The 12,117-nt window shown below is 55.4% G+C and carries 14 protein-coding genes; 10 read left to right on the forward strand and 4 right to left on the reverse strand.

Annotated features, from left to right (window positions below):
* Positions 1 to 182 precede the first annotated feature (182 nt).
* The 10 genes from rpmH (at position 183) to ACTRWK_RS03025 (ending at position 7,591) form a co-directional block, all read left to right on the forward strand.
* On the forward strand, positions 183 to 317 hold the full coding sequence (gene rpmH / locus ACTRWK_RS02980) for a 50S ribosomal protein L34 (RefSeq protein ID WP_005849748.1): 135 nt from the start codon (positions 183 to 185) through the stop codon (positions 315 to 317).
* A 46-nt stretch (positions 318 to 363) separates the two neighbouring features.
* Positions 364 to 774 carry a ribonuclease P protein component gene (rnpA, locus tag ACTRWK_RS02985; RefSeq protein ID WP_005849750.1) on the forward strand — a complete coding sequence of 137 codons (411 nt, stop codon included), beginning with the start codon at positions 364 to 366 and terminating at the stop codon, positions 772 to 774.
* On the forward strand, positions 771 to 992 hold the full coding sequence (gene yidD, locus ACTRWK_RS02990; RefSeq protein ID WP_152540662.1) for a membrane protein insertion efficiency factor YidD: 222 nt from the start codon (positions 771 to 773) through the stop codon (positions 990 to 992). The genes rnpA and yidD overlap by 4 nt, the downstream gene beginning before the upstream one ends.
* A gap of 95 nt (positions 993 to 1,087) precedes the next feature.
* Positions 1,088 to 1,915, forward strand: a complete 828-nt coding sequence (gene ttcA / locus ACTRWK_RS02995; RefSeq protein WP_074634767.1) for a tRNA 2-thiocytidine(32) synthetase TtcA — start codon at positions 1,088 to 1,090, stop codon at positions 1,913 to 1,915.
* Between the two features lie 192 nt (positions 1,916 to 2,107).
* The gene (locus ACTRWK_RS03000) at positions 2,108 to 3,076 is read left to right on the forward strand and encodes an EAL domain-containing protein (protein ID WP_462843788.1); all 969 of its coding nucleotides are present in this window, start codon (positions 2,108 to 2,110) and stop codon (positions 3,074 to 3,076) included.
* A gap of 115 nt (positions 3,077 to 3,191) precedes the next feature.
* Entirely contained in the window at positions 3,192 to 5,006 is a 1,815-nt protein-coding gene (yidC, locus tag ACTRWK_RS03005) for a membrane protein insertase YidC (RefSeq protein WP_289081713.1), read from the forward strand.
* Positions 5,007 to 5,154: 148 nt separating this feature from the next.
* Positions 5,155 to 5,451 carry an MOSC domain-containing protein gene (locus tag ACTRWK_RS03010; RefSeq protein ID WP_037944853.1) on the forward strand — a complete coding sequence of 99 codons (297 nt, stop codon included), beginning with the start codon at positions 5,155 to 5,157 and terminating at the stop codon, positions 5,449 to 5,451.
* A 3-nt stretch (positions 5,452 to 5,454) separates the two neighbouring features.
* Positions 5,455 to 6,105, forward strand: coding sequence for a ribosome biogenesis GTP-binding protein YihA/YsxC (yihA, locus tag ACTRWK_RS03015; protein ID WP_037944854.1), 651 nt, complete (start codon positions 5,455 to 5,457; stop codon positions 6,103 to 6,105).
* A 30-nt stretch (positions 6,106 to 6,135) separates the two neighbouring features.
* Complete coding sequence (argB, locus tag ACTRWK_RS03020; protein WP_174226614.1) at positions 6,136 to 6,999, forward strand: acetylglutamate kinase; 864 nt, start codon at positions 6,136 to 6,138, stop codon at positions 6,997 to 6,999.
* 94 nt (positions 7,000 to 7,093) lie between these two features.
* Positions 7,094 to 7,591 (forward strand): SixA phosphatase family protein, encoded by a 498-nt coding sequence (locus ACTRWK_RS03025; RefSeq protein ID WP_037944855.1) that lies wholly within the window; start codon positions 7,094 to 7,096, stop codon positions 7,589 to 7,591.
* Between the two features lie 31 nt (positions 7,592 to 7,622).
* On the opposite strand, the gene ACTRWK_RS03030 is transcribed toward ACTRWK_RS03025, so the two are convergent.
* The 4 genes from ACTRWK_RS03030 to ACTRWK_RS03045 all read right to left on the reverse strand — a co-directional run bounded on the left by ACTRWK_RS03030 (position 7,623) and on the right by ACTRWK_RS03045 (position 12,061).
* A complete protein-coding gene (locus tag ACTRWK_RS03030) occupies positions 7,623 to 8,393 on the reverse strand; it encodes an amino acid ABC transporter ATP-binding protein (RefSeq protein ID WP_005849767.1) in 771 nt (256 codons plus the stop codon).
* A 15-nt stretch (positions 8,394 to 8,408) separates the two neighbouring features.
* Entirely contained in the window at positions 8,409 to 9,704 is a 1,296-nt protein-coding gene (locus ACTRWK_RS03035; RefSeq protein WP_037944856.1) for an amino acid ABC transporter permease, read from the reverse strand.
* Position 9,705: 1 nt separating this feature from the next.
* The gene (locus ACTRWK_RS03040; protein WP_037944857.1) at positions 9,706 to 10,920 is read right to left on the reverse strand and encodes an amino acid ABC transporter permease; all 1,215 of its coding nucleotides are present in this window, start codon (positions 10,918 to 10,920) and stop codon (positions 9,706 to 9,708) included.
* Positions 10,921 to 11,044: 124 nt separating this feature from the next.
* Positions 11,045 to 12,061, reverse strand: a complete 1,017-nt coding sequence (locus ACTRWK_RS03045) for an amino acid ABC transporter substrate-binding protein (protein WP_037944858.1) — start codon at positions 12,059 to 12,061, stop codon at positions 11,045 to 11,047.
* Positions 12,062 to 12,117 lie beyond the last annotated feature (56 nt).

Genomic DNA, 12,117 nt, shown 5'->3' on the forward strand with positions numbered 1-12,117 from the left:
CACGGCAATTCCCAAGAAAACTGTATCATTGCGCAGATAAGCTGGCTTAATTTGTTGCAAAGGCCGAAATAACGGCACCAAGGGTTTGACTTGCCCGTGCTGCAGCTTTAGGAGCAGGGCTTGAAATGACAGTGACGCGCCGAATCTGGTCGCGTGCTAAAGTATAAAGTGGAGTCGGAGCGATGAAACGCACCTATCAACCTTCAAACCTTGTGCGCAAACGGCGCCACGGTTTCCGCGCACGCATGGCAACCAAAGCGGGTCGCAAGATCATCAACGCGCGCCGTGCACAAGGCCGGAAGGAACTGAGCGCGTAATACGCGACCTCGGTTTCAAAAAGATATGACACCGTCGGAGGCACCTATGGATGGCAGCATCGCCACACCAGAGGAAACCCTTCCGGCGGTTTCTTTACGTGTGCAAACGCTCAAAAATCGCCCCGACTTTCAACGGGCGTCCCGCGCCCCTCGGGTCGCCATGCCCGGTTTCATCCTGCAGATGCGTAAACGCGCAGCGGGCGAAGCCGATGGCATACGGGTTGGGTTCACCTGCTCTAAAAAAGTGGGCAACGCCGTCGCGCGCAATCGGGCCAAACGACGTCTACGCGAAGTCGCACGCCTGACGCTCCCTCACGAGGGACGCGACGGTATGGATTATGTCCTCGTAGGTCGCAGCGATGCCACGGCTTCCCTCCCTTTTGACAAATTGCAGTCGGATTTCACCAAAGCCTTGGGGATCCTGCACGGCAAGCAACGCTCTGGCTCAAAAAAGTGACCCCTTTGGCGCGCGTTTTGGCACTGCCTGTGAAAGGGTATCGCCTCGTCTTCAGCCCCTGGGTTGGCCACAACTGCCGATACCACCCGACATGCAGCGCATATGCGCTGGAAGCACTTGCTAAACATGGCGGCATCAAGGGCGGCTGGCTCACCCTGCGGCGCATCGCTCGCTGCCACCCTTGGGGCGATAGCGGCATCGACAACGTACCGGACTAGCCCTTCCGTTTCTCTCCTTTCTTTACATCACCAATCGCCGACATACACATGCACTGGCGCTTGATCGGCAAACTCAGTTGCACTAAGCCAAGCCCATGCTTGATCATCCCGAAGATATTCACCCGCTCTTCAACGGTGCCCCCCAAAGCACCGAGTTTCGCAAACTGCGCAAACGTCTTGTGCGACAAACGCGCGAGGCGATTGAGCAATACGGGATGATCGAACCCGGCGGCAAATGGCTGGTTTGCATGTCCGGGGGCAAAGATAGCTACACCCTGCTGGCCATCTTGCACGAGCTCCAATGGCGTGGTCTTCTGCCCGTCGAACTGGTCGCCTGTAACCTTGATCAAGGTCAGCCCAATTTCCCCGCCACGGTCTTGCCCGCGTTTCTTGAAAAGATGGGTGTCAAACACCGCATCGAATACCAAGATACCTATTCCATCGTCATGGATAAAATACCCGCGGGCCGCACATTCTGTGCGCTGTGCAGTAGGCTTCGTCGGGGGCACCTCTATCGCATCGCACGCGAAGAAGGATGTACCGCTGTTGTCCTAGGCCACCACCGTGACGATATCCTAGAGACGTTTTTCATGAACCTGTTTCATGGCGGGCGCTTGGCGACCATGCCGCCAAAACTCGTGAACGAAGAAGGCGATCTGTTCCTATACCGCCCCCTCGCCCATGTTGCGGAGGTCGATTGCGAAAAATTCTCTACTGCCATGAATTATCCAATCATTCCGTGTGATTTGTGCGGCTCGCAAGACGGTCTGCAACGCCAGCAGGTAAAATCGATTCTAGACGGCTGGGAGGCGAATAGCCCCGGACGCCGTCAGGTGATGTTCCGCGCGCTGATGAACGCACGCCCTTCGCATCTGTTGGATCCGAACCTGTTTGATTTTGCAGGACTCAGTCGAGACAAGTAAACCCTCGAAAAGCTGAGGGTTTAATTCAAATCCTTTAGATCAAAGGCAGAACATTAATCTTTTGGTCAGAGGCAAGGGCTATCGGTATGGCGGTAACACTGTCAGCCGAGGCTTCATTTGCAACACGATCTTAAACCCAATCTTTCGAGGCGCGGCACAACCCGCCGCCATCTACCCGCTGGTCTCTTGCTCTTGCTTGGGTTTGCGCTGTCCGTATTTTGGTTCGGCTGGCAGGGGTTGATTATCATCGGCTTTGTCGCCCCCTCTTTGCTGTATTTGGCTTCAGATAGCTGGCGTAATACACCATCAGAACCAACGCACCCGCGCCCCCTGGATAGGACGGCCACTGCCCGACCAAGCGGCGGCACCGATCCTACACCTCGGGAACCGAGGCAGCACGCTCGAACTCTATTTCAGCCTCAGATATCCACCCATTCCGGCATGATCACCGGATTTTCTGCAGTTCCGGCCTGCCACACCAGCATGAACACCGACATGACCGCGCCGGTCAGCACCTCGGAAATTGCAGAGGATGAAACCCTTTTCAGTCACTTCAGCAGTCTGACCCACGCGCTGCACAGGGCCAAAACCCTGCAACGAGCGCCTCACTTTCCTATTCTCATCACATGCAGCCTTTCTACCGAGCAAGTGGATGACGTGCAGCTGGCGGCAAAACTGGAATGGGAACTTGATCGTCTTGACGTCAAACCCGGTACTTTGCGACTAGCCCTACCGCAACACCTTTGCCAGCATACGCCTTCTCACCCACTGATTTCCACATGCCGTGACCTTCGCACACTAGGATGCAGTATCGCGCTTCACGGTTTTGGCAGCGGCCCACATTGCGTTGAGACCATTCAGAAATGCGGCGTTGACCTAGCTATTATCGACCCGTCTCTCACTAATGACGTTGATAACCACCCCAACCGTCGCCGCATCCTGTCAGCGGTAGTTGCGATGGCTCATGATTTAGGCGTCGAAACTCTGGCCTGTGATATACGAACCGCCGGAGAGCATAGCTTATTGTCTCAACTGGGCTGCGACCATGTTCAAGGCGACGGCATCGCGCCGCCCATGCAGATACACGAAGCGACCACTTGGATGCATACACATAGCCAAAAACTGACACGTCTGCCCGGTGTGGTAGGTGGCATTCGTTGATGTTTGGCTTCGGCAGATCAGTGTGCACCAAAGGGGAAAAGGCGAATCTACTTGACCTTTGGTGCCTTACTCTGTTGAACCCACGCTGATATTACAGGCATCAGGTGACGGTCACATGGACGATCAAAACAAGAATCTCATTTTCGCGACGGTTCTAAGTTTCATAGTCATCCTAGGATGGTTCGTGTTGTTTCCGCCTCCGGAAACCGAAACCGTCACTGACCCGGCTGCCACACAGCAAGTGACGGACGCGACCTCGACAGAAGCTGTTGTCCCTTCAAGTGCCGGCGCAGCCGACAATGTTACCGACGCGTCGGACGAAGCAACGGCAGCTCTCGAAGAAGCGCCGCGTATCCCCGTTGAAACGGCGCGCATTTCCGGCTCAATCTCGCTGCTAGGGGGGCGGGTCGATGACCTTCATTTGAAGGATTACAACACAACTATCGAAGACGATGCTCCCATCGTAAGCTTGCTATCACCTGCAGGCACACCCGACGCCTACTATGCGCTTTACGGCTGGGCTCCAGGTGCGGGGATTGCCCCTGAACAGGTTCCAGGACCAAACACCCTTTGGACACTTAGCCAAGGTGAAACGCTGTCAGTCGAAACCCCTGTCACGCTCACTTGGGATAACGAAGCCGGTCAGCTTTTCTCACGCACCATCTCAATCGACGAAAACTATATGTTCAAGATCGAACAGAAGGTTGAGAACACTTCCGAAAACTCGGTTTCACTTGCACCTTACGGGCTAATTGCACGCCACGGTATTCCAAGCGACGCGCAGAATTTCTTCATTCTTCACGAGGGTCTTGTCGCCATGAACAATGGTGAACTGCTTGAGACCGCTTGGGATGACATTCCCGAGCTGGATGTCGTGAACGGCGTGCCATCCAAACGTATTGACGGTGTAACCAACGGCTGGATCGGCTTCACCGGGCACTATTTCATGACCAACCTGATCCCGGATCCGGCACAGCCAACGCGCTTATCAGTCAAGTACCTGCCACGCACTGAGATTTTTCAAACCGAATCCGTGATGCCGACGCAAACTGTCGCAAGCGGGCAGACAGCAACGGTCACCACACAGTTGTTCGCCGGTGCCAAAGAATGGGAAATTTTGCGCGACTATGAGGCGCAAGGCGTGTACAAATTCATCGACTCCATCGATTGGGGCTGGTTCTTTTTCCTGACCAAACCGATCTTTTGGGTACTTCACCATCTAAACCTGCTGATCGGCAACATGGGTGTCGCGATCATCGGCCTGACGTTGCTGATCAAAGCTCTGCTCTTCCCACTTGCGTATAAATCCTACGTTTCGATGGCGAAGATGAAAGAGCTTCAGCCACAGATGGAGAAGCTGAAAAAGGATGCAGGCGACGACCGTCAAAAGCTTCAACAGGGCATGATGGAGCTATATAAACGCGAGAAAGTGAACCCAGCCGCCGGCTGTCTGCCGATTTTGATGCAGATCCCGATTTTCTTTTCCCTCTACAAAGTGATCTTCGTCACGTTGGAGCTGCGCCACGCACCCTTCTTTGGCCCGTTTCAGGATTTGAGCGCCCCAGACCCGACATCTATCTTCAACTTCTATGGACTGCTGCCATGGGCTGCGCCCGAAGCAGGGACCGTTCTTGCATTGGTCTTTATCGGGATCCTACCGCTGCTGCTGGGTATTTCGATGTTCCTGCAGCAGAAACTGAACCCGGCCCCTACGGACCCCACGCAGCAGATGATCTTTGCATGGATGCCATGGGTCTTTATGTTCATGCTTGGCGGTTTCGCATCTGGCCTCGTCGTCTACTGGATCGCAAACAACACGATTACCTTTACGCAGCAGTACCTGATCATGCGCAGCCAGGGCTATAAGCCTGATATCCTAGGGAATATTAAAGGCAGCATGAAATTCGGACGGAAGGGTGATCCGAAATAATGACAACGGTGACCCAGCTCTATCGCCACCCGCTCAAAAGCCACGGTCGCGAAGAGCTGGATCATACAGCGCCCTCCACGGGGCAGTCGATGCCGTGGAACCAGACCTGGGCGGTGGCGCATGGCGCGGCGCGTCTAGATGGGAACGAATGGTCGCATTGTGCAAATTTGAGCACCGGGTCAAAAGCACCATTTGGTTTGATACCGCAACACCATGGAGCGAGCTTGATTGGGTCGGGAACGACGTGTCACGTGGCGAAACTGTCCTACGTGTACGGGACCCCACCAAGCGGTGCCAAGCGACCACCGCGAATCGACACAACGGCGAGCGCGACATCGACATATTGCGCGTATTGAGCACTTGGGGTCACCAAGATTTCCGCGTATACGCTAAGGTCATTCACACAGGCTCCGTCGCACTTAGCGACCAGGTAAAGGTACTTTAACTCATGCAAGTCCAATTTAGCATCGCCGAAGAGCCTGATGCCTATGCAGCCGAAAAAGGCCGCATGCTATTTGCAGGCGAAACGCTGTTTGTGAAAGGCGTTGTCGCGATGGACGGCCTGCCACCCGCCGACCGGATGGAGGTGTGTTTCGCAGGGCGATCAAACGTTGGTAAATCGACTTTGATCAATGCCTTGACGGGCACAAAAGCGCTGGCAAGGGCGTCCAACACGCCGGGGCGCACGCAAGAGATCAACTATTTTACCGCGGCCGACGATCACTACCTCGTCGATTTGCCCGGGTATGGCTATGCAAACGCTCCTCTACCCGTCGTCGAAAAATGGCAACGGTTGCTGAAACAGTACCTTTCAGGTCGGCAAACGCTCCGCCGGGCGTTTGTGCTGATCGACGCGCGGCATGGCGTTAAGAAGGTCGATGACGAAATCATGTCCTTGCTGGATAGCTCAGCCGTGACTTTTCAATGTGTCCTCACGAAAGCCGACAAGGTTAAAGAAGCTGAGCGTCAGAAGGTTCTGGATCAGGTCCGCGGTGCGCTTGCCAAGCACCCAGCCGCCTACCCCGAAATCGTGGTTACGTCTTCTGAAAAGGGCTGGGGCATCCCTACGCTCCGTGCCATTATCGCGACGTTGGAGTGACGAGCACTTCGGCGTTTACCGAGGCAGAGAATGAGAAAACAAGACATGAATCGCGACTGGATCGCCACCGCACGCACCCTGAGCCAAGCGCTCCCCTACTTGCAGCGTTACGCTGACGCGACCGTTGTTATCAAGCTAGGCGGTCACGCCATGGGCAGCGACGATGCGATGGAAGAGTTCGCGCGCGACGTAGCACTTATGCGCCAGGTCGGCGTGAACCCCGTCATCATTCACGGCGGCGGCCCGATGATCAATGACATGCTCGGCCGGCTGAACATCAAGTCCGAATTCGTAAACGGCAAACGGGTGACCGACGCTGCCACGATGGAAATCGTTGAGATGGTTCTGTCGGGCCTTGTGAACGCCCGCATTGTGCAAGCGATCACGGCACAGGGTGGGCGTTGCGTCGGTGTGTCTGGCAAGGACAGCGGCCTTATTATCTGTGACCAAGAGGACCCAGAGCTGGGGTTGGTTGGCGCACCGACCGAAGTAAACCCCCGTTTGCTACGCGATCTAGCCGACAAAGGGATTATCCCGGTGATTGCGCCCCTTGGCATGGGCCGCAACGGCGAAACATTTAACATCAACGGCGATACTGCGGCGGGCGCGATTGCAGCTGCGCTGAAGGCAGACCGCTTGCTGCTGCTCACCGACGTTGCAGGCGTGAAGAATGCCGAAGGCGACGTACTGACGGAGCTAACAGCGAGCCAGATACGCGAGATGGTGGCAGACGGAACGATTGCCGGTGGTATGATACCCAAAACGCAAACTGCGCTTGATGCGATCGACGGTGGCGTGCGCGCAGCGGTGATTTTGGACGGGAGAGCCCCTAACGCCTGCTTGTTGGAGCTTTTCACCGAACATGGTGCAGGCAGCATTATCCGCGGCCAGTAACAACCACTTTATAAATTACTGCATATTGCACCCTCCCCTGTTTCCGGCTGTCTGAGCTTCTCGTTTATGCGGCCGATACATTAAGGAAACGTTGATGAGACGCCTTATTCTGATGCGCCATGCAAAAGCAGGTTGGCCGGCGGGGATCGCAACGGACTTTGACCGGCCTTTGGATGACAAAGGTCGGCAAGACGCACATGCAATCGGGCAATGGCTCGACGCCGAAGACTACAGACCTGATCTTGTGCTATGCTCTGCATCTCGGCGAACGTCGGAAACGCTCGAATTTTTGGAAATTCCCTCCGCTGTTAAACGAATCTTCACAGACCGTCTTTATCTAGCAGATACAGAACGGCTGATGGCGGCCATACAGGGCGCTGAAGGGTCCACAGTTTTAGTTCTTGCGCATAACCCCGGCGTGGCAGAGATGGCGCACCTCCTGCCCCGTGTGGGTGCCACAGCTCATCTTGCAGCCGGAACCCCACCGGGTGCGACAATGGTGATGTCATTCGAAGTGGACGACTGGAGGGGCGTGCACTGGCACAGCGGCGACGTACAGGCGTACATGACGCCACGGATACTTGCCCAATAGAAAAGGGCGGGGAAATCCCCGCCCTTGAAACTTAGTGGCCCAAAATTTGGCTGAGGAAGAGCTTGGTCCTCGGGCTTTGGGGGTTGTTGAAGAACTCCTCAGGTTCGTTCTGTTCGACGATCTGGCCTTCATCCATAAAGATGACGCGGTTTGCCACCTGACGGGCAAAGCCCATCTCGTGCGTCACGCAGAGCATCGTCATGCCTTCCTCAGCCAGTTCGACCATCGTGTCCAGGACCTCTTTGATCATCTCCGGGTCCAAGGCAGACGTTGGTTCGTCAAACAACATGATACGCGGACGCATACACAGGCTGCGCGCGATCGCCACGCGTTGCTGCTGACCACCAGAAAGCTGACCTGGGTACTTGTCCGCCTGATCCGGGATCTTAACCTTCTCAAGGAAATGCATCGCGATTTCTTCGGCTTCCTTCTTAGGTGTTTTTCGCACCCAGATCGGAGCAAGCGTGCAGTTTTCGAGGATCGTCAAGTGCGGGAAAAGGTTGAAGTGCTGGAAACACATCCCGACTTCGGAGCGGATCTTGTCGATGTTTTTAACGTCCGAAGACAGCACCGTACCGTCGACTTCGATCCGGCCTTTCTGGTGCTCTTCCAAGGCATTGATACAGCGGATCAGAGTTGACTTCCCCGAGCCCGACGGTCCGGCAATAACGATACGTTCACCACGGTAAACGGTCAGATCAATATCCCGCAGCACGTGAAACGTGCCGTACCACTTGTTCATGTTCTCGATGCTGATCGCGACCTCGTTCGAGACTTTCAGCGCTTGTGCTTGTTCAGCCATAATTACAGCCTTTCCTTAATGGTGGTCGGTCTGGAGTTGACGTTCCAGCCATTGTGAATATTGCGAGATGCCGTAGCAGACGACGAAGAAGAGCAAGGCGGCAAAGCCCCAAAGTTCCCAGTAAACGCCGTTCCAGTCAGTCGACGCTAGGATCGGCCCGCGGATCATCCCAACCAGGTCGAACATCGAAATAATCGACACCAGCGTAGTATCCTTGAACAGCCCGACGGCCACGTTAACGATTCCTGGGATCGAGATTTTCAAGGCTTGGGGCAAAATAATCAGGCGCATGGCCTGCGCATAATCTAGGCCCAAGCTGTCTGCAGCCTCGTATTGACCACGTGGCAAGGCTGCCAACCCGCCCCGGATCACCTCGGCGATATAGGCCGACGCGAACATGGTGATCATGATAATAACACGTAGGATCAGGTCGAAGTTTGTGCCCGGTGGCAGGAAGTAAGCCAGGACCACGTTGGCAACAAAAAGCAACGTAATCAGAGGCACCCCTCGGATAAACTCAATAAAAACAACGCAGATCAGTTTGATGATCGGCAAGCTCGATTGACGACCCAGCGCAAGCAGAATGCCCATCGGCAGGGACAAAGACACACAGATCACGCCCAAGATCATGTTGAGCATAAAGCCCCCCATGTTCCGCGAGGCGACCGGTTCCAGCGCGAGCACGCCCGATAGGCTTGGCGTAATGAAGCCGCAGATAAACCACGTCACGATGCCTGCGATGAGACCCGCAAAAAGTCCGCCTGCAAAGCTTGTCTTAACGATTCTGCTGTAGACCACATAGCCAACCACAACGGCCAGCAACGCCGACAATGGCACCAAAAGGGAACCGCCCCAGATCAACCAGAAGGCGATGAAAGGGTAGATGACGGTAAAAAGGATGAGCCCACGTGGCAGATTGCTAAACAGCACCGGTGACACGGCGACGAACAAGAGCACGAATGCAAATGTCGGGCGCCAATAGCCGTCCTGTGGATAGGCGATACCAAACAACAGCTGGTTCCAGCGTTCTGTCAGCACCGAGAAACAGCCAGCTTGGACGCCGTCCAATACTTCGCGACACTCGCGAATGTTGGATGTCGTCCAAACCCCGCCCAGCAACCAAGGAAGGAAGCCGGAAAGGATCAGGTAGATAACGTAAAGCGCTGCGAGCGTGAGAATGGTGTAAGGGATCGACGAAAACAGGCTTTCGCGGACCCATTTTACGGGCCCTTGCGCGGTTGGCGGGGGCGCGTGCTGTGGCAACATGGTGTCCCGCACATAAGGGACGGAGGCGGCGTGTGTATCTGACATCTTACCGCTCCTTCAAGCTGACAGAGTTGTTGTAAACGTTCATGATCGCAGAGATCGACAGCGAGATCGTGAGATAGAACAGCATCAGCAAAAGCACGCATTCGATCGCGCGGCCGGTTTGGTTCAATGTGATCCCCCCCAGTGTCGCAGTGATATCGGCATACCCGACGGCAATCGCGAGCGACGAGTTCTTGGTGATGTTGAGGTATTGCGAAATCAGCGGCGGAATGATCACACGCAACGCCTGCGGCAGAACCACAAGGTTCATGACCCGCTTCGGGCGCAAGCCCAGCGACGATGCAGCTTCGGTCTGCCCTTTTGAGATCGCCTGAATACCTGCACGCACGTTTTCGGCGATGAAGGCACCGGTGTATACGGACAAAGCCAACCACAATGCGATCAGCGGCGCGCCGATCTGCAGACCACCACGGAAGTTAAAGCCCTTAAGCTCGGGGTAATCCAATGCGATGGGGCTGCCCATGATGAAGAACATCACAATCGTCGGCACCAGCAAGATCGCGACAGTGGGCCATCCCATAGGCAGCAGCTTGCCCGTACGGAACAGAAGGCTAACCGCATACCGGCGATAGATAATCGCGGCGATGATCGACAGCACAAAGGTCGCAACCACGATCATAGACCCCGGGCCCCAAACCGGTGCGGGAATGTAGATGCCGCGGTTGGTGAAGGCGAAGGCGTCGAAAAGCATGCTCGACGTGGCGTTGTCACCGCGGAACTTGTTGGGCGCGGGCAATACGGCCGTCATCAAGGTGTAGATCATCAGGATCCAGATCAGCACCGGAATATTCCGGAAAATCTCGACGTAGACCGACATCAGTTTGGACACGAGCCAGTTCTTGGACAGGCGCGCCACACCGGCGATCACACCCAGAATTGTCGCAGTGACACAGGCCAGAAACGCAACAAGAAGCGTGTTAATGATACCGACCATTGCGGCACGCAGATTCGATGACTGGCTGTTATAATCGATTAAGGATTGGTTGATATCGTAGCCGGCTGGCACGTTCAAAAACCCGTAAGAGATGTTCAATCCGGCCTCTGCCAGATTTCGTACCAGGTTAATGCCCAGAAACGACATCAATGCGATAAGCAGTATCAGCGCGATAAACTGGAAAGTGTAGGATCTATAGCGGGTGTCGTTAAGCAACATCGACAGCCGGAACGAGCCCTGTTGAGGGTCGGACATTGTCGTCATCAGATTTTCCCTGTGTGCCGGACCTGTTTTTCACGCACCATTCGGTGTCGCGGGCCGGGTTTTATTTTTGCGTCGTATAGGCGCAAAGGGCGCGGAATTGCTCCGCGCCCCTCGACGGATGTGTTTAGCGGAAAGGAGGCGCGTACATCAGGCCGCCGTCTGTCCACTGAGCGTTCAGGCCACGGGCCAGACCGATTGGTGTTTCTTCGCCGATGTTCTTGGCAAAGATTTCGCCGTAGTTACCTTGCGACGCGATGGCTTTCTTCGCCCAGTCAGCTTCCAGACCCAGCATTTCACCCAAAGTACCTTCGGTGCCAAGCAGACGGGCAACTTCTGGGTTTGTGGTGTTTGTTGTCATCTCTTCGACGTTTGCCGATGTGACACCCAGCTCTTCAGCTGCGATCAGAGCGTAGAGAACCCAGCGGGTTACATCGCCCCAGTCGTTGTCGCCATGGCGAACAAGCGGGCCCAGAGGCTCTTTGGAGATGATTTCGGGCAGGATGATGTGCTCACCTGGGTTTTCAAAGGTCGCACGTGTCGCAGCCAGACCGGAGGCGTCGGTAGTATAGGTGTCGCACGCACCGGCCAGATACTGCTGTTGGCCTTCGGCGTTTGTTTCAACAGGAACGGGCTCGTAGCTGATGTTGTTGTTGCGGAAGAAGTCCGCGAGGTTCAGCTCGGTCGTGGTGCCGGTTTGGATGCAGACAGTCGCGCCATCCAGATCCTTGGCAGAGGAAACGCCAAGCTCTTTCGGAACCATGAAGCCCTGACCGTCATAGTAGTTCACGCCGATGAAGTCGAACTTGAGGTCGACATCGCGGCTGAAGGTCCATGTGGTGTTACGTGCGAGGAAATCGATCTCGCCCGAAGCCAGCGCGGTAAAGCGTGTTTTGCCGGTTGTGGGGATGAATTCGACAGCAGCGGGGTCGCCCAGTACAGCAGCGGCAACGGCGCGGCATACCGCCACGTCAAAGCCTTCCCATTCACCATTAGCGTTGGGGGCCGCAAAGCCAGCCAGACCGGTGGTAACGCCGCAGTTCAGCTTGCCGCGCGCTTTGACATCGTCAAGCGTGGACGCAGCAGCTGCGCCAGCCGCAAGGCCGGCTACTGTTAGCGCACCAAAAAATACGGATTTGTTCATTTTAACCTCTTCCTGATTTTCCGCCACGTTTTAGGGCGGTTCACCCGGCACCTTTT

It is taken from the genome of Sulfitobacter sp. G5_S2_6_S6, from assembly GCF_054968505.1.